Origin of the sequence: Corallococcus sp. RDP092CA (assembly GCF_041903675.1) — a bacterium.
Lineage (GTDB): Bacteria > Myxococcota > Myxococcia > Myxococcales > Myxococcaceae > Corallococcus.
Window position 1 is genome coordinate 327,475 of sequence record NZ_JAYESI010000004.1, and the last position, 16,186, is coordinate 343,660.

Here is a 16,186-nt window from a genome sequence, read left to right on the forward strand (position 1 = left end):
CATGGCCGAGACCGCACACGCACTCCCGCTCGACCCCCTCGAGCCCCGGGACCTCGTCGCGCCGCACCACGACGACAAGTCCCTCAATGAAACGCTGCTCGACCATGTCTGGCGCAAGCCCGGCAAGGGCTGGTTCATGCTGCTGGGCATCACGTCCGCGGCGCTGGGCCTGCTGGTCGTCGGTGTCACGTACACCCTCGCGCGCGGCATCGGCGTGTGGGGCAACAACCAGCCGGTCGGCTGGGCGTTCGACATCATCAACTTCGTCTGGTGGGTCGGTATCGGCCACGCCGGCACGCTCATCTCCGCCATCCTCCTGCTCTTCCAGCAGAAGTGGCGCACGAGCATCAACCGCTTCGCGGAGGCCATGACGCTGTTCGCGGTCATGTGCGCCGGCCTGTTCCCGCTGCTCCACACGGGCCGTCCCTGGTTCGCCTTCTGGCTGTTCCCCTACCCCAGCACCCTGGGCGCCTGGGCGCAGTTCCGCTCGCCGCTCGTGTGGGACGTGTTCGCCATCTCCACGTACCTCACGGTGTCCGCGCTCTTCTGGTACGTGGGCCTCATCCCGGACCTGGCCGCCCTGCGCGACTCGTCCAAGGGGAAGCTGCAGCGCACCATCTACGGCCTGTTCGCCCTCGGCTGGCGCGGGTCCGGCCGCCACTGGCACAACTACAAGATCGGCTACCTGCTGCTGGCCGGCCTCTCGACGCCGCTCGTGGTGTCCGTGCACACCATCGTGTCGTTCGACTTCGCCGTCTCCCAGATTCCGGGCTGGCACGCGACCATCTTCCCGCCCTACTTCGTGGCCGGCGCCGTGTTCAGCGGCTTCGCGATGGTGATCACCCTCATCGTGCCCGCCCGCAAGTACCTGGGCCTCCGGGACGTCATCACCGACCGCCATCTGGAGAACATGAACAAGGTCATCCTGGCGACGGGCCTGCTGGTGTCCTACGGCTACCTGATGGAGCACTTCATCGCCTGGTACTCCATGAACCAGTACGAGTTCTGGACCTTCTACGTGAACCGCGCCACGGGACCCTACGCCGGCGTGTACTGGATGATGATCGCCTGCAACGTCATCACCCCGAACATCTTCTGGTTCAAGAAGTGCCGCACCAGCATCCCCATCATGTGGGTGGCGTCCATCGCGGTGAACATCGGCATGTGGTGCGAGCGCTTCATCATCATCGTGACGTCGCTCTCCCAGGACTTCCTGCCCTCGTCGTGGGACATCTACACCCCCACCTGGGTGGACTGGTGCATCTACGTGGGCACGCTGGGCCTGTTCGGCACCCTGTTCCTCCTGTTCCTCAAGTTCGTTCCCGCCGTCGCGGTGAGCGAGGTGAAGGAGCTCCAGCTGGAGCTCAAGCACGCCGCGCACGCCAACAGCCACGGCGAGGGCACCCTCACCCACGGAGCGCACTGACATCATGGAAGCCAAGGTCCTTGATTCCTGGGTGCTGGCCGAGTTCGCCACGCCGGAAGCCCTCGTGGATGCCACCCGGCAGATGCGGGAGAAGGGCTTCCAGGGCATGGACACCTACTCCCCCTACCCGCTGCACGGCGGGTCGGAGGCGCTGGGTCTGCCGCCCTCCCGCATGCCCTTCATCGCCCTGGGCGGCGGCCTCACCGGCATGGTGACCGCCCTCACGATGCAGACGTGGATGAACACCATCGACTATCCGCTCAACATCGGCGGTCGTCCGCTGCTGAGCCTCCCGGCGTGGGTGCCCATCACCTTCGAGCTGAGCGTGCTGTTCGCCGCGTTCGGCATCTTCTTCGGCCTGCTCGGGCTGAGCAAGCTGCCGCAGCCCTACCACCCGGCCTTCGAGTCGGAAGAGTTCCGCAGCGCGTCCACGCACGGCTACTGGCTGAGCATCCCGCACCCCACCGGGACGGACGCCGCGGACGTCAAGAACCAGCTGACGGCGCTGGGCGCGACCCACGTGACCGTCGTGTCGGGAGAGAACGAATGAGGTGGCTCATCCCCGCCGCCGGGCTCGCCGCGCTCACGGGCTGCAACGTCAGCTCGGAGTTCCTCCAGCGCATGGAGTCCCAGGCCAAGTACGAGTACTACGAGACGTCCGAGTTCTGGCCGGACGGCCGCGCCATGCGCGTCCCCCCCGCCGGCACCATCCCGCGCGAGCGGCCGGTGGGCAACCCGGGCATCTCCACGGGCCGCGCCAACGGCGTGGCCGTGAACGCCATCCCGCTGCCGGTGGACAAGCACCTGCTGGAGCTGGGCCAGAAGAAGTACAACATCGTCTGCTCGCAGTGCCACGGCGTGCTCGGCGACGGCAACAGCGTGGTCGCCGAGAACATGGCGCTGCGCCTGCCGCCGTCCCTGCTGGAGCTCGCGGACAAGCCGGCCGGCCACTTCTACACCGCCATCAACGAGGGCTACGGCGTCATGCCGTCCTTCTCGGGTGAGCTCGACACGCGTGAGCGCTGGGCCGTCGTCGCCTATGTGCGCGCGCTGCAGGCCGCCCGGAGCACCGCCGGGACGCAGCCCGTCCCGCAGGAGAACCGATGACTGCCATGGAGCGCTACACCGGCACGCCCAAGCTGATGGTGCCCGCGTTCGGCCTGGGCGTGGTGGGCCTCGTGCTCACCGCCGTGGGCTTCTTCATGAACCCCGAGGCGACCAGCTTCAGCTACCTCTTGGGCTTCACCTATTGGGTCGGCATCAGCGTGGCCGCCCTCATCATGCTGGCCATCTTCCACACGGCCAAGGCGAAGTGGCCCATCGTCCTGCGCCGCGCCATGGAGACGATGTCCATCGCGGTGCCCGTCTTCGCGGTGCTCATCCTCGCCCTCATCCCGATGATGAAGCACCTCTACCCCTGGGTGGACGGCTCCCCGCTGGCCGCGCACATCCACGGCGTGGAGGTGGAGCACCTGGCCCATAAGAAGGCCCACTACCTGAACGTGCCCTTCTTCGCCTTCCGCCAGGCCCTCTACTTCGTGGTGTGGATCTTCGTCTCGCACCGGCTGTACGGCTGGAGCACCCAGCAGGACGAGTCCGGCGCGCTGGAGCTCACCGTCAAGCAGCGCCGCTTCTCCCCGGGCGCCCTGCCCTTCCTGGCGCTGACCATCACCTTCGCCGCCTTCGACTGGCTGATGAGCCTCACCCCGCTGTGGCAGTCCACCATCTTCGGCGCCTACTACTTCGCCGGCAGCTTCCTGGCCGCCTTCTGCGTCCTCGCGCTGGCCACGGTGAACGCGCAGGGCAAGGACCTGTACGGCAGCCTGGTGAAGACGCCGCACTACCACAACCTGGGCAAGCTCATCTTCGCCTTCACGGCGTTCTGGGCCTACATCGGCTTCTCCCAGTTCCTGCTGGTGTGGATCGCCAACATCCCGGAAGAGGCCCCCTGGTACGGCCTGCGCATGTACGGCCCGTGGCGCACCGTCTCGCTCGTCATCTTCTTCGGCCACTTCGTGCTGCCGTTCTTCACGCTGCTGTCACGCAAGCTGAAGGAGCGGCCCGGGACCCTGGCGGTGGCCGCCGCCTACCTGCTTCTCATGCACGCCGTGGACCTGTATTGGCTCATCTGGCCGGCGTTCTCCGGTGAGGCCGGGCCGACCTTCCACTGGACGATTCTCACGGCCTTCGTGGGCGTGGGCGGGGTCTCGGTGGGCTACGCCCTGTTCCGGGCGCGCGGCCGGTACACCTTCCCGGTGAAGGACCCCTACATCGCGGAGTCCCTGAGGTACGTGCAGCCATGAAGAAGACCCAGTCCGAAGTCGAATCGCGGGTCATCGTCGGCGCGCATGGCGTGGCGGCCGAGGAAGACCACCTCGTCATGGGGAAGATCATCGGCGTCGGTGTGGGCGCCATGGTCCTCTTCCTCGTCGGCGCGGTGTGGGCCTGGCGCATCCAGGTCGTCACCATGGAGGCCGCGCAGCCGGACGGGCCTCCGCCCCGCCCCGCGGCGGTGGGCCAGTACGAGGTGGGCATCGTGAACCAGCGCCTGTTCGAGCAGGACTGGCGCGCGGCGGAGAAGCTGGGCGGCCAGCACCAGGCGCTGAACAACGGCTGGGGTGACCAGCCGGGCGTCAGGGCCCACAAGCCGCTGGACCAGGCCATGCAGCACGTCATCACGACCGAGGCCCAGAAGGCCCGCGAGCCCGCTCCGGCGCCCCAGGAGGCCCCGGCTCCGCAGGAGGCCCCGGCCCCCGCGCCGCACGCGGCGCCCCCGGCCCCGGCTCCCAAGAAGTAGGCTCCCACCCGCTCCCCCTACCCAGAGCCGTCCTTCGCCATGCCGTCCCTTCTTCCACCCTCCTCCGCCCGCGTCGCCGGGCTCCTCGCGGCGCTCGCGCTGGTGCTCACCAGCGCCACGCCCGCGCACGCCCTGCCGGGCGGAGGCAAGACGCCCCGCGCCATCGTGGAGGCGGACTCCGACCTGCCCCCGCCGGTGACGGGGGTGGACGTCGAGGAGCACCTGGGGGAGCCGCTCCCCCTGGAGACCCGCTTCCTGGACTCCCAGGGGGAGGAGATCCGGCTGGGCACGCTGCTGTCGAAGACGCGCCCCACCCTGCTCACGCTCGTCTATTACGAGTGCCCCATGCTCTGTAACCTCGTCATCAACGAGCAGGTCCGCGTGATGCGCGAGCTGGGCCTGGAGCTGGGCAAGGACTACGAGGCCGTCACCGTCAGCATCGACCCCAAGGACACCCCGGCGCAGAGCGCCGAGCGGCGGCGCAAGTACCTCCAGTCCATGGGCAAGCCGGAGACGGCTCCCTGGCACTTCCTCACCGGCACCGACGAGAACATCCACAAGCTCGCCGACGCCGTGGGCTTCAAGTACACGTATGAACCGAGCACGAAGCAGTACGCCCACCCCGCGGTGGTCACCGTGCTCACGCCGGAGGGGAGCATCTCGCGCTACCTCTACGGCACGTCGTTCGACCGCAAGGACGTGAAGCTTTCGCTGCTGGAAGCAGCGGGCGGTCGGGTCGGGACGAGCGTCGATCGCATCGTCATGTCCTGTTTCAAGTATGACACCGCCACGCGGCGGTACGGTTTCTACATCTTCGGGTTCATCCGCCTGGGCTCCCTGGCTGTCTTCGGCGCCCTGGCCACGATGCTGATCTATTTCTGGAGGCGCGAGCTGAAGAAAGGCGCGACTACATGAGCGACCTGGCCAATCAATTCCTGTTCCTCCCGGAGCGCGCGTCCACGTTCGCGGAACGGGTCGACTTCCTGCACTACTTCGTCGTCGGCACGACGATGGTGATGTCCGCGGGCGTCGGCCTCGCGGCGCTCTTCATGTTCTTCCGCTACCGCCGGCGGGAGGCCCACCAGCACACGGAATACGTGGTGCCGGACCTGAAGACGGAGTTCCTCTTCGTCTCCGTCCCGCTGGTGTTCTTCCTGGCGTGGTTCGCCATCGGGTTCCGGGACTTCACCTGGTTCACCACTCCGCCCAAGGACTCGATGGATGTCTACGTCATGGGCAAGCAGTGGATGTGGAAGTTCTCCTACCCGGAGGGCCCCAACGGCGTGAACGTGCTGCACGTGCCGGCCAACCGCCCGGTGCGCCTGCTCATCACGTCCCGCGACGTCATCCACTCCTTCTTCGTCCCGTCCTTCCGCATCAAGATGGACGCGCTGCCGGGCCGCTACACGCAGGCCTGGTTCGAGGCGACGAAGCCCGGCACGTACCAGGTGCTCTGCACCGAGTACTGCGGCCTGTCGCACTCGAAGATGCTGGCGGAGGTCGTCGTGCTCGCGCCGGAGGACTACGAGAACTGGCTGCAGGAGCAGCAGCGCGGCCGCCTGCAGGACCGGCAGGACGCGCTGGCGGACACGTCGCTCGTGCCCCCCGTCGCCCGCATGGCCGAGCAGGGCCAGAAGCTGGTGGGCACGCAGGGCTGCCTCAAGTGCCACTCGGTGGACGGCTCGAAGCACATCGGCCCCACCTTCCTGGGGATGTACGAGCGCGAGGAGAAGCTCGATGATGGCCAGAGCATCCGCGTGGATGAGGCCTACATCACCCAGTCGATGATGGACCCGGGCGCGCACATCGTCGCCGGCTACCAGAACGTGATGCCGACCTACCAGGGCAAGCTGCAGGGCCCCGAGTCGGCCGCCATCGTCGAGTACATCAAGACGCTGCGCACCGCGAACGTGCGCGAGACCGCTTCCGAGGGCCCCGCCTATGACCCCATCCAGTAGCATCGCCGCGCCGGGGGCCGTCCCCGGCCATGAGGCGCACGACGACCACGGCCACCACCCGAGCTACCTGACGGACGGCACCACGGTGAAGTCGTGGCTGCTGACGGTGGACCACAAGCGCATCGGCATCATGTACATGGCCTGGGTGCTGCTCTTCTTCCTGGTGGGCGGCATCTTCGCGCTGCTCATCCGGATCGAGCTGCTCACGCCCGGTCCGACCATCATGGACGCGATGACGTACAACCGCGTCTTCACGCTGCATGGCATCGTCATGATCTTCCTGTTCATGATCCCTGCCATCCCGGCCATCTTCGGCAACTTCCTGCTGCCGCTGATGCTGGGCGCGAAGGACGTGGCGTTCCCGCGGCTGAACCTGATGTCGCTCTACGTGTACCTGGCCGGCGCGGCCTTCGCGCTCTGGGGCATGCTCAACGGCGGCCTGGACACCGGCTGGACGTTCTACACGCCGTACAGCGCGCACACGACGACGACGGTGGCGCCGGTGCTCTTCGGCGCGTTCATCATCGGGTTCAGCTCCATCCTCACGGGCATGAACTTCATCGTCACGACGCACACCATGCGCGCGCCGGGCATCACCTGGTTCAAGATGCCGCTGATGGTGTGGGCGCTCTACGCCACCAGTTGCATCCAGGTGCTGGCGACGCCCGTCATCGGCCTGCTGCTGCTCCTGGTGACGGCGGAGAACCTGTTCAGCCTGGGCATGTTCGACGTGGCCCGCGGCGGTGACCCGGTGCTCTTCCAGCACCTGTTCTGGTTCTACAGCCACCCGGCCGTGTACATCATGGTGCTGCCGGCGTTCGGCGTGATGAGCGAGATCGTCTCCGCGTTCAGCCGCAAGAACATCTTCGGCTACCGCGCGGTGGCGTACTCCAGCGTGGGCATCGCGTTCGTGGGCTTCTTCGCCTGGGGCCACCACATGTTCGTGTCCGGCCAGTCGACCTTCAACGCCGGCGTGTTCGGCGTGCTGTCGATGCTGGTGGGCGTGTTCACGGCCATCAAGGTCTTCAACTGGGTGGGCACGGTCTACAAGGGCGCGGTGGAGTTCACGACGCCGTTCGCCTACTTCTGCGGCTTCCTGTACTTCACCGTGTTCGGCGGCATGACGGGCATCGCGGTGGCGACGGTGTCGCTGGACGTGGCGTGGCACGACACCTACTTCGTCGTGGCGCACTTCCACTTCATCATGGTGGGCGCGACGATCATGGCCTTCCTGGCCGCGCTGCACTACTGGTTCCCGAAGATGTTCGGGAAGATGTACCACGATGGGTGGGGCCTGGTGTCCGCGGCGCTCATCATCCTGGGCTTCAACGCGACGTTCATCCCGCAGTTCCTGCTGGGCAACTCGGGCATGCCGCGCCGCTACTACGAGTACCCGGAGCGCTTCCAGGCCCTGAACGTGGCGTCCACGGCGGGCGCGACGCTGCTCGCGTTCGGCTTCCTCGTCATCGCGGGGTACCTGACCTACGCGCTCATCTACGGCGAGCGCGTGGACAACCCGTGGAACAGCAAGGGCTACGAGTGGCTGACCCGGTCGCCGCCGCCCACGCACAACTTCATCGGGCCCCAGCCGACGTACCCCGAGGAGCCGCACTTCTACGTGGATCCGAAGAAGGCCGAGGGCGAGGTGTCGGATGTCTAGCGCGCACGTGACGCCGGGCTCGGTGCCCGGTCCCAAGCTGGCTGCCCACTTCGCGTCGCTGGACGTCCAGAAGCACGCGGCGCGGCTGGGCATGTGGCTCTTCCTCGCCACGGAAATCCTGCTCTTCGCGGGTCTGTTCGCGTGCTACGCGGCCTACCGCTTCCTGTTCCCGGAAGCGTGGGCGGCCTCCAGCCGCAGCCTGGACCTGACGATGGGCACCATCAACACGGTGGTGCTCATCACCTCCTCGTTCACCGCCGCCATGGCGGTGCACTACGCCAAGGAGGGCAAGAACGCGATGGTGGGGCACATGAACGTGCTCACCCTCCTGATGGCGCTGGGCTTCCTCGTCATCAAGTTCTTCGAGTACAAGCACAAGTTCCACATCGGGACGCTGCCCGGCCGGTACTACTTCTACGAAGGCATCCAGCTGCCGGGCGCGCCGCTGTACTTCACCGTGTACTTCGCCTCCACGGCGCTGCACGCACTGCACGTCATCATCGGCATGACGGTGCTGGGCTTCGCCACGGTGCGCGCGTACCGCGTCGGGGACTTCAGCGCGGACAACTACACGCAGGTCGAGCTGGGCTCCATGTACTGGCACCTCGTCGACCTGGTGTGGATCTTCCTCTTCCCGATGCTGTACCTGGTCTGAGGGTTACGACATGGCCATCGCCAACGAATCGCATCAGGAAGAGCACAACATGCAGGAGCACCACGGCGCCGGGCGCTACGTGGTCATCTGGATTGCCCTGCTGGTGCTCACGCTCGTCACGGTCTTCACCGGCCGCATGCACCTGCCCAGCTTCGGCCTGCTGCTGGCGCTCGTCATCGCCAGCGTGAAGGGCACGCTGGTGGCGCTGTACTTCATGCACCTGTCGGAGCACCAGGGCGCCAACCGCCTGGTGTTCGCCGTGTCCATCCTCTTCGTGGTGCTGCTCATCGGCTTCTCGCTGATGGACCTGGGCACCCGCTTCCGCCTGGCCAACCCCCCGGGGTCGCAGTACAGCGACCTGCAGGCGGTGGACATCGGCGCGAACCCGGTGGAGGGCCGCGCGGGCGGCCACGAGCAGCTCAAGAAGCAGGAGCACGAAGTGCACGAGTAGCTCCCGCTTCCCGCAGGTCCCCTGAAGCACGAACGCGGCGCCCGGGATTCCTCCCAGGCGCCGCGTCGCTTTTGGCGGGCGCATGCGGCCCGCCGTGCGGGGACTACAGGGCGACGGTCAGGTTGAAGGAGAGCGCCGTGTCGGTGGACACCTTGCCCGGGGGCGGCGCGCTGTCGGACTTCACGAGGAAGCCCACGCCCAGGGCCAGCGCGTCGGTGAGGCTGGCCATCACCTGCGACTGGCTGCTGAAGAGGATGCGCGAGTCGGTGATGACGCTGACGAGGATCTCCGCCTCCTCCTGGAAGATGATGTCCTTGGAGATGCCGTAGCGGAACAGGGCGCCGAAGCGGGGGCCGCCCAGGTCCACGTCCTCCAGGTCCAGGCGCACCGGGTAGTACTGGAAGCGCGTCTCGCGCGCGTAGCGGAAGGCGAAGTCGGTGCGCAGGGTGGCCTCGCGCGTGCCGGCCTTCTCGTCCTTCTTGGTGTCGACCCAGAGGATGCTGGCGCCGGCTTCACCGTAGGGCCGCGCCTCGATGCTCTTGATGTGGTCCGTGTCCACGCCGGCCAGCAGGTAGCCGCTGATCTGCTCCGTGAAGCGGCGGTCCCCGCGCAGCTCGAGGCCCGCGTTGAGGGCCACCACCTGGGACAGGGCCTCCGGCTCCCCTTCCACCTCGGGCGGGCGGCTGCGGCCGTACGCGCCGAAGGCCTTCACGGAGTAGATCCACTTGTCCGTCTTGCGCAGCGCGCTGGCCAGGCCGCTCACGGTCAGCGTGGAGGCATTGCCGGTGAGGGAGATGAGGCTCAGGCCCACGCTGACGTCCCAGGTGCTGGGCTTCGCGGGGGCCTCGGCGGCGGCCTCGGGGACGGGCGCGGGCGGCGGGACGAGGGGCCCGCGCGCGGTCACTTCCGCCAGCTTCTCGATGGCCTCCGCGAGCCGGGCGCTGGCCTCGGCGGCGCGCTCCGCGGCGATGGCGGCGCGCTCCGCGGCGGCGGCGGCGCGCTCCGCGGCGGGGGCATCCGCAGGGAGGGCCGCGAGCGGCGGGGGCGGGGGCGGAGGCGGCACCCGAGCGTGGGCGGGGGCCGGAGGAGGAGCGACGGGGCTCGGGGCGGCGGGCGCGGGCGTCTGGGCTTGAAGCGACGAGGCGAGCAGCAGTGCGACGGAGACCATCGGAGTTCCTTGGGTGAGGCAGGTGCGACAGCGGACCTGCAAGGGAGCGTGAAAGGGCCGGCTCCCTTTCCGGCGCGCACTTCTTAGCGCATGCGGGACACGGAGCGTCCTGACCTTCTAGTCTCCGAGAGCGGGTCCCCCCCTGGACCCGGTACGTGAGGACCCACCCTTGAGGCCCGCCCTGCTCCCGCTGCTGTTCGCGCTGTCCGCGTGGCCCGCCGTCGCCCTGGCGGCGCAGAAGGTCACCGTCCCGGTGGACGTGGGTGTGGGGCCGGCGGTGTTCGTGTTCTCCGGGCCCATCGCGGATGACCAGCTCCTGCACACGGGGCTGAAGCTGTCGGTGGACGCGGTGCTGGACAAGGAGTGGCTGCGCAAGAACCCGCGCGCCATCCCCGCGCGCTACCGGAAGCAGGCGCAGCAGATGGAGGAGGTGCGCATCTCGCCGTCCATCTTCATCCCGGACTCGCTCATCATCTCCCCCAGGTACCGGGACACGGGGATGTACGGGGTGACGTTCAAGCCGCTGGGGCTGGGGGTGCCGCTGTCCTCCAGCCCGGTGCGCTTCAAGCTGGGCGTGGGGCTGGTGTTGACGTACGCGTACATCTTCTCCGACACGCTGCCGGACACGCACCTCCTGCGGCCCGGGGCGAGCCTGGGCGCGGACCTGGAGCTCCAGCTCGCGAAGCGCTTCCTCCTCAGCGTGGGCTGGGAGTCCACCTTCTACGTGCCGCAGGAGCTGGGCGGGCTGGGGCTGCCGGACTCCCTGGGCGACGGCATCTTCCACGTGGGGCAGGCGTATCTGCAGTTGCACTTCCGGTTCCCGTACACCACGACGCTGTAGCGCTCGCGCGCGAGCGGGGCGTGTGGCTAGCGTGCCCGGCACCATGACCCTCGTCCTCGCCACCGACGCGCAGAAGGCGCAGCGCGACGCCGTCACCCACGCCGCGTGGGGCTCGCCCCTGAGCGTGCCGCAGTACCAGGAGCGCGAAGCGCGGCTGCGCGCGCACCCGTGGAGCCGCGAGGGCATGAACACGTGGCTGTGGCTGGCGGACGACGTCCGGGTGCTGGCCTCGTGCGAGACCTTCCACACGGACAGCTTCCTCCGGGGCGCGGATGGCCAGCTCACGCAGGGGGACAGCTACGCCATCGCCAGCGTCTACACCGAGGAGGCCCTGCGCGGCCGCGGTCACGCCACGCGGCTGATGGACGCCGTCGCCGAGGAGCTGGAGCGGGTGGCGCCCAGGCCGCACTCGGTGGTCCTCTTCTCCGACGTCGGGGCGCCGCTGTATCGCCGGTCGGGCTACGTGGAGGTGCCCGCGTGGGACTGGCACCTGGACGCGACGGCCGCGCCGGAGGGACGGCCCGTGGACGGCGGGCTTCAGGAGACGGACGTGGCCGGGGCGCTCGCGAGGATGCGCCGGCCGGACGCGCCCTTCTTCCTGTGGCCCAGCGCCACGCAGGTGGACTGGCACCTGGAGCGGGAGCGCATCTACGCGGACCTGCTCGCGAGGCCCCGGCCCCGGACGTGCGGCGCCGTGGTGGGGGAGTCCACCGTGCTGTGGACCATGAACGCGCGCTACGGCGAGCTGGTGGTGCTGATGCTGGACGCGAGGGAGGCCTCCTCGGCGGAGGCGCTGCTCTCCGAGGCCCGCCGCGTGGCACATGCGGCGGGGCTCCGGCGCGTGGTGTGGTGGGAGGAGGCCGCGACGGCCCCCCTGCTCACCGAGGTCCCCGGCGCGGTGCGCGTGCAGCGGGAGGGGTCGCTGCCCATGCTGCGGCCCCTGCGTCCGGGCCTGCCCTCCGCGCCGGAGGTCCCCTTCCCTCGCGCCCTCTGGGTGTGAGCCTGGCGGCGGCGCGGCCCTCTGCGGTCAGGGTCGCGAGGCCCTGGAGCAGGGCCCGCGCCTGCTCGCGCGAGGGCAGGCCCGCGTCGTGGATCAACCCCTCCGGCGGAGCGTGGCCCTCCAGCGCTTCGCCCAGGCTCCGCAGCGCGTCCCGCCGCGCCTGACGCCACCTTGAGGATGCGGTGGGCAGGCCTCGCAGGAGGGGTTCGAGGGCAGGTTTCCGTCCGCTTCGAGCTCAAGGGGCCCTCCGCTTTGCGCGGGCAGGGGGGGGCGCACCCGTAGTCATCCCCCTCGCCGCAGGCGAGTCCCCCAGGCAGCAGGGAGGCAGCCAACAGCAAGCCATAGAGGGTGCGGCGCAGCCTCCGGTGCTTCGGAACGCGGTCCACCGTTCGACGCGACATGAGAAACCTCCGCGCTCCCATCCCTGGAGAGCGGTCCGGCTTCCCACCTCCGGCCCGGCGGGAACAAGGACGGCGCCCCCAACCCGGATGTGTCACACGGCGACAGGTCCCCTAGGATGCACCCCATGGCCGAGCGAAGGCGCATCATCGAGGGCACCTGGAACTGCACGTCCTGTGGCGCCAGGGACATCCCCGCCCGTCACAAGAACTGCCCCTCCTGCAACAACCCGCGGGAGCTCACCGGCAAGGAGTCCGAGTTCGACTTCGGCGACGTGGACGCGGCCTCCGGCAGGTCCACCCGCGAGGGCGTCACCGACGCGCAGGCCCTGGACCTGGCCGGCGCCGGCGAGGACTGGTTCTGCGCCTACTGCGGCGCAGCCAACCGGGGCGATGGCAAGCGCTGCCGGCAGTGCTCGGCCGAGCGGGGCTCGGACGCGAAGTCCGCGCCGCTCGCGGACCTGTCCCCCAAGCCGCCCCCGCAGCCCGCGCCCAAGCCCCGCCGCTTCGGGAAGGTGGCGCTCATCGCGGTGGGCATCCTGAGCTCTTGCTGCCTGGGCACCTGCGCGGTGGGCATCTGGGGCAACCTGAAGCATGACATCCAGGGCGAGGTGGTGGCGACGAGCTGGCGCCGCGCGGTGGTGCAGGAGCGCTTCGTGCCGGAGACGCGCACGGGCTGGCGGGACGAGCTGAGCACCACCTCGCCGCGCATGCCGGTGAACGGCGCGGGCGAGGTCGCGGGCGTGACGAACATCCGCGACTGCGTGTCGCGGCAGCGCGGCACCCGCCGGGTGGCGGACGGCACCCAGCGCGTGTGCCGGACGAAGACGCGCAAGGTGGCCTGCGGCACCGAGGAGAAGTGCACCCGCCGCGACAAGGGCAACGGCTTCGCGGAGGAGGTCTGCCACGACGTGACGAAGTACTGCAACGAGTCCTACGAGGACTGCAACACGGAGACGCGCTACCGCAACGAGCCCGTCTACGCGCAGCAGTGCTCCTACGACACGTACGTGTGGAAGCCGGTGGACACGCGCGAGCTCAAGGGCACGGAGGGGCCGCCGCGCTGGCCGGACCTCACCGCCGGGACGAACGAGCGGGTGCGGCGCGAGGAGGACTACACCGTGCTCGTGCGCTACGACGACGGCGGCGAGAAGCAGCACGAGGTGAAGCCCACGCGCGAGGAGGAGTTCGTCGCGTGGAAGAAGGGTCAGGGCGTCACGCTCACCGTGACGAACCTGGGCAAGGTGGAGCAGGCCGTCCGCCGCTGAGGCAGCACCGTCGAGGAGTCGCATGGAGTGCACCTGCTGTGGCGCCTGCTGCGTGGCGCCGGACATCGCCGCGCTGGACAAGCCGCTGGGCCTGCGGTGCCCGCACCTGGGCGCGGACAACCTGTGCACCGTGTACGAGCGGCGCCCCCAGGTGTGCCGGGACTACGCGGCGGACGAGGTGTGCCGCCGCATCGAGGCCCCCACGCTGGAGGAGCGCGTGAACAACTACCTGGCGCTGTTCCAGCTCACCGCGGAGGCGGAGGCGGTGCGCGAGTCCGGCTGCGCCTCCATGCGGATGGCGCGCGCCCTCCGGGAGCGGACGTGACGTTCCAGCCCACCGAGCCGTTCGTTCCCGCGCCGGGCCTTCGCGGCGCGCATGCGCAGACCATCTACGCGTCGCTCGTGCGCCCCACCCGCGCGCCGCCGCTGCGCCGGGAGCGGCGCGACCTGCCGGACGGGGACTTCGTCGACCTGGACACCTTCGACGGGCCGAAGGGCGCGCCGCACGTGGTGGTGCTGCACGGCCTGGAGGGGTCCTCGCAGGCGGGCTACGTCACGGAGGTGCTGCGGGGCGCGGCGAGGCGCGGCTGGGGCGCCACGGCGATCAACTTCCGCTCGTGCAGCGGGGAGCCGAACCGGCTGGCGCGGGCGTACCACTCCGGGGACACGGCGGACACGCTGCTGGTGATGGCGGACGTGCGCGAGCGCATCACCGGGCCCATGCTCGCGGTGGGCTTCTCGCTGGGCGCCAACGTGCTGTGCCGGCTGCTGGAGGAGACGGGAGAGCAGGCGCCGGTGGTGGCCGCCGCGTCCATCAGCGCGCCATACGACCTGGACGCGTGCTGCCGGAAGCTGGACGGCGGCGGCGGCTTCCACTGGCTCTACCGCGAGCGGTTCCTGCGCACGCTCAAGCGCAAGGCCCGCGCGAAGCTGCAGCGGTTCCCGGGCGCGTTCGACGGGGCGCGCATGGAGGCGTCGCGCACCATCCGCGGCTATGACGACGTGGTCACCGCGCCGCTGCATGGCTTCCGGGGCGCGGAGCACTACTACCGGGAGGCGTCGTCGGGGCCCCGGCTCGCGGACATCCGCCGGCCCACGCTGCTCCTGAGCGCCGCGGATGATCCGATGCTGGAGGCGCCGGTGATTCCGCCTTCCGCCCGGGACAACCCGTTCCTCAGCGTGGTGCTGACCGAGCAGGGCGGCCACGTGGGCTTCGTCGCGGGCCGCGCGCTGCGTCCGTCCTTCTGGGCGGAGGCCCAGGCGCTCACGTTCTTCGAGCGGGTGCTCGCCGGCTGATCAGCCGAAGAAGAAGGTGAGGCCGAGCTTTCCGGACGGCTGCACCTTGCGCATCATCCACGAGCGCCGCTCCACGGGAGACAGTCCGTCGCGGAAGGGCTCGTCCAGCTTCTGGAGGCTGGGGACGTCCATCTCCATGAAGCTCATGCCACCGCGGAGGAAGAAGCTGAGGCGCCGGGTGGCGTTGAACTCCAGGCCCACGTGCGTACTGATGTACGTATAGCCCACGCGCTCCATGGAGGAGGCGGGTAGCTGCGTGCGGTCCGCGAGCCGCCGGTTCAGCGTCTTCGTGCTCGCGGCCTGCGCGTGCCCGAGCTCCCAGGAGAACGAGGGCGAGACCCTGCCCCTCAGCGGGAGCAGCGTGAGGCCCGCGCGCAAGGCGCCTCGCAGGCCGTTGTGCGCGCCACCGACGTGCAGCCGCAGGTGCGCCGAGGGCCGGAGGACGCCGGAGAGCCCCGCGCCCTCGGGCATGCCCGCGTCGAGCATCAGACCGAAGGGCGCCAGCCGCTCCGGATCATTCATGCGTCGCCGGCCTTCGCCTGGCTGTGCCTGGACCTGCGGTAGCTGAACCTGAGGTGCTGTCTGGGCCATGGCCGCGTGAGCCGCCAGGACCGCTACCGCCGCGGTGACGATGGACACCGCACCCATGAGGCTTCTCCCCGTTCCGGACATCGCGGCCACGCGCGATGAGATTTGCGAGGTAGGCCGGATCCCAGGGGCACCTGCCCTCCGAGACCCGGCTGCGTGTTGCTCCCCCCGACCCGCCACTCCACTCCCGCCACTGCAACGCGTCCGGTGCTGACTGCCGCGACGCCTCGATGCCGTTGCCGGCTGGATCGCGAAGCTCTCGCACCGCCATGTCTTGATTCACGGCCCTGCACGTCTCCCATCCGGCGACCTCGGCTGCCTTTGCCGGACTCCCCCCAAACTGCGCACTGCCCCGTCCCGCCGCCCAGCCCCGTCCCACGACCTGCCTGCTGCCTTGCTCGACCGCGCCGCCGGCTCCCCCCGTGCCGCGAGCCGCGCGGTGTTGCGTGTTGCGTGTTGCTCTGATCCGCGGTGCCGCGTGCTGTTGGCTGAGTCCCCCTCCCCAGTCCCGCCCTTCCTGCGTTGCCGCCCTGTCCTGCGTCCTGCTCCGTCCCGTGCTGCCCGTCCCCGTGCTGCGCGTACCGCACCGTCCCGCCCGTCCTGCCCCGTCCAACCTTGCTGCCCCGTCCCGCCCTCCCCCGGTCTGCGTACCGCCCCGACCTGCAGGTCCGACCTTGCTG

17 protein-coding genes are annotated in these 16,186 nt (G+C 69.5%); 15 read left to right on the forward strand and 2 right to left on the reverse strand.

Annotated features, from left to right (window positions below; translation table 11 throughout):
* Position 1 precedes the first annotated feature (1 nt).
* The 10 genes from nrfD to U8525_RS07455 are packed head-to-tail and all read left to right on the forward strand — an operon-like array spanning position 2 to position 8,947.
* Positions 2–1,426, forward strand: a complete 1,425-nt coding sequence (gene nrfD / locus U8525_RS07410) for an NrfD/PsrC family molybdoenzyme membrane anchor subunit (RefSeq protein ID WP_374262988.1) — start codon at positions 2–4, stop codon at positions 1,424–1,426.
* A 4-nt stretch (positions 1,427–1,430) separates the two neighbouring features.
* Positions 1,431–1,976, forward strand: a complete 546-nt coding sequence (locus tag U8525_RS07415; RefSeq protein WP_374262991.1) for a DUF3341 domain-containing protein — start codon at positions 1,431–1,433, stop codon at positions 1,974–1,976.
* Positions 1,973–2,533, forward strand: a complete 561-nt coding sequence (locus U8525_RS07420) for a cytochrome c (protein ID WP_374262994.1) — start codon at positions 1,973–1,975, stop codon at positions 2,531–2,533. Before U8525_RS07415 ends, U8525_RS07420 begins: the two co-directional genes overlap by 4 nt.
* Positions 2,530–3,729: a hypothetical protein gene (locus U8525_RS07425; protein ID WP_374262997.1), complete on the forward strand. Its 1,200-nt coding sequence runs from the start codon at positions 2,530–2,532 to the stop codon at positions 3,727–3,729. Before U8525_RS07420 ends, U8525_RS07425 begins: the two co-directional genes overlap by 4 nt.
* A complete protein-coding gene (locus U8525_RS07430; protein WP_374262999.1) occupies positions 3,726–4,223 on the forward strand; it encodes a hypothetical protein in 498 nt (165 codons plus the stop codon). Before U8525_RS07425 ends, U8525_RS07430 begins: the two co-directional genes overlap by 4 nt.
* A 39-nt stretch (positions 4,224–4,262) precedes the next feature.
* On the forward strand, positions 4,263–5,138 hold the full coding sequence (locus tag U8525_RS07435; RefSeq protein ID WP_374263002.1) for an SCO family protein: 876 nt from the start codon (positions 4,263–4,265) through the stop codon (positions 5,136–5,138).
* On the forward strand, positions 5,135–6,181 hold the full coding sequence (gene coxB, locus U8525_RS07440) for a cytochrome c oxidase subunit II (RefSeq protein ID WP_374263005.1): 1,047 nt from the start codon (positions 5,135–5,137) through the stop codon (positions 6,179–6,181). Before U8525_RS07435 ends, coxB begins: the two co-directional genes overlap by 4 nt.
* Positions 6,165–7,841, forward strand: a complete 1,677-nt coding sequence (locus U8525_RS07445) for a cytochrome c oxidase subunit I (protein WP_374263008.1) — start codon at positions 6,165–6,167, stop codon at positions 7,839–7,841. Before coxB ends, U8525_RS07445 begins: the two co-directional genes overlap by 17 nt.
* A complete protein-coding gene (locus U8525_RS07450) occupies positions 7,834–8,496 on the forward strand; it encodes a cytochrome c oxidase subunit 3 family protein (protein ID WP_374263010.1) in 663 nt (220 codons plus the stop codon). Before U8525_RS07445 ends, U8525_RS07450 begins: the two co-directional genes overlap by 8 nt.
* A 10-nt stretch (positions 8,497–8,506) precedes the next feature.
* On the forward strand, positions 8,507–8,947 hold the full coding sequence (locus tag U8525_RS07455) for a cytochrome C oxidase subunit IV family protein (protein ID WP_374263013.1): 441 nt from the start codon (positions 8,507–8,509) through the stop codon (positions 8,945–8,947).
* Positions 8,948–9,050: 103 nt separating this feature from the next.
* Here U8525_RS07455 and U8525_RS07460 read toward each other — a convergent pair whose 3' ends face one another.
* A complete protein-coding gene (locus U8525_RS07460; protein WP_374263016.1) occupies positions 9,051–10,115 on the reverse strand; it encodes a DUF481 domain-containing protein in 1,065 nt (354 codons plus the stop codon).
* Between the two features lie 169 nt (positions 10,116–10,284).
* Between U8525_RS07460 and U8525_RS07465 the strand changes: the two genes are divergently transcribed.
* The 5 genes from U8525_RS07465 to U8525_RS07485 all read left to right on the forward strand — a co-directional run bounded on the left by U8525_RS07465 (position 10,285) and on the right by U8525_RS07485 (position 14,918).
* On the forward strand, positions 10,285–10,956 hold the full coding sequence (locus tag U8525_RS07465; RefSeq protein ID WP_374263018.1) for a hypothetical protein: 672 nt from the start codon (positions 10,285–10,287) through the stop codon (positions 10,954–10,956).
* A gap of 43 nt (positions 10,957–10,999) precedes the next feature.
* A complete protein-coding gene (locus tag U8525_RS07470; RefSeq protein WP_374263021.1) occupies positions 11,000–11,956 on the forward strand; it encodes a GNAT family N-acetyltransferase in 957 nt (318 codons plus the stop codon).
* A gap of 526 nt (positions 11,957–12,482) precedes the next feature.
* Complete coding sequence (locus tag U8525_RS07475; RefSeq protein WP_374263024.1) at positions 12,483–13,622, forward strand: hypothetical protein; 1,140 nt, start codon at positions 12,483–12,485, stop codon at positions 13,620–13,622.
* 22 nt (positions 13,623–13,644) lie between these two features.
* Positions 13,645–13,947 carry a YkgJ family cysteine cluster protein gene (locus tag U8525_RS07480; protein WP_374263026.1) on the forward strand — a complete coding sequence of 101 codons (303 nt, stop codon included), beginning with the start codon at positions 13,645–13,647 and terminating at the stop codon, positions 13,945–13,947.
* Positions 13,944–14,918, forward strand: coding sequence for a hydrolase (locus U8525_RS07485; RefSeq protein ID WP_374263029.1), 975 nt, complete (start codon positions 13,944–13,946; stop codon positions 14,916–14,918). Before U8525_RS07480 ends, U8525_RS07485 begins: the two co-directional genes overlap by 4 nt.
* On the opposite strand, the gene U8525_RS07490 is transcribed toward U8525_RS07485, so the two are convergent.
* Complete coding sequence (locus U8525_RS07490; RefSeq protein WP_374263031.1) at positions 14,919–15,440, reverse strand: hypothetical protein; 522 nt, start codon at positions 15,438–15,440, stop codon at positions 14,919–14,921. It lies immediately after the preceding gene.
* Between the last annotated feature and the right edge of the window lie 746 nt (positions 15,441–16,186).

What these genes read in the sequence shown, in the direction of transcription:
- nrfD (WP_374262988.1), top strand. Translation starts at nt 2, where the DNA reads ATGGCCGAGACCGCACACGCACTCCCGCTCGACCCCCTCGAGCCCCGG.
- U8525_RS07415 (WP_374262991.1), top strand. Translation starts at nt 1,431, where the DNA reads ATGGAAGCCAAGGTCCTTGATTCCTGGGTGCTGGCCGAGTTCGCCACG.
- U8525_RS07420 (WP_374262994.1), top strand. Translation starts at nt 1,973, where the DNA reads ATGAGGTGGCTCATCCCCGCCGCCGGGCTCGCCGCGCTCACGGGCTGC.
- U8525_RS07425 (WP_374262997.1), top strand. Translation starts at nt 2,530, where the DNA reads ATGACTGCCATGGAGCGCTACACCGGCACGCCCAAGCTGATGGTGCCC.
- U8525_RS07430 (WP_374262999.1), top strand. Translation starts at nt 3,726, where the DNA reads ATGAAGAAGACCCAGTCCGAAGTCGAATCGCGGGTCATCGTCGGCGCG.
- U8525_RS07435 (WP_374263002.1), top strand. Translation starts at nt 4,263, where the DNA reads ATGCCGTCCCTTCTTCCACCCTCCTCCGCCCGCGTCGCCGGGCTCCTC.
- coxB (WP_374263005.1), top strand. Translation starts at nt 5,135, where the DNA reads ATGAGCGACCTGGCCAATCAATTCCTGTTCCTCCCGGAGCGCGCGTCC.
- U8525_RS07445 (WP_374263008.1), top strand. Translation starts at nt 6,165, where the DNA reads ATGACCCCATCCAGTAGCATCGCCGCGCCGGGGGCCGTCCCCGGCCAT.
- U8525_RS07450 (WP_374263010.1), top strand. Translation starts at nt 7,834, where the DNA reads ATGTCTAGCGCGCACGTGACGCCGGGCTCGGTGCCCGGTCCCAAGCTG.
- U8525_RS07455 (WP_374263013.1), top strand. Translation starts at nt 8,507, where the DNA reads ATGGCCATCGCCAACGAATCGCATCAGGAAGAGCACAACATGCAGGAG.
- U8525_RS07460 (WP_374263016.1), bottom strand. Translation starts at nt 10,115, where the DNA reads ATGGTCTCCGTCGCACTGCTGCTCGCCTCGTCGCTTCAAGCCCAGACG.
- U8525_RS07470 (WP_374263021.1), top strand. Translation starts at nt 11,000, where the DNA reads ATGACCCTCGTCCTCGCCACCGACGCGCAGAAGGCGCAGCGCGACGCC.
- U8525_RS07475 (WP_374263024.1), top strand. Translation starts at nt 12,483, where the DNA reads ATGGCCGAGCGAAGGCGCATCATCGAGGGCACCTGGAACTGCACGTCC.
- U8525_RS07480 (WP_374263026.1), top strand. Translation starts at nt 13,645, where the DNA reads ATGGAGTGCACCTGCTGTGGCGCCTGCTGCGTGGCGCCGGACATCGCC.
- U8525_RS07490 (WP_374263031.1), bottom strand. Translation starts at nt 15,440, where the DNA reads ATGAATGATCCGGAGCGGCTGGCGCCCTTCGGTCTGATGCTCGACGCG.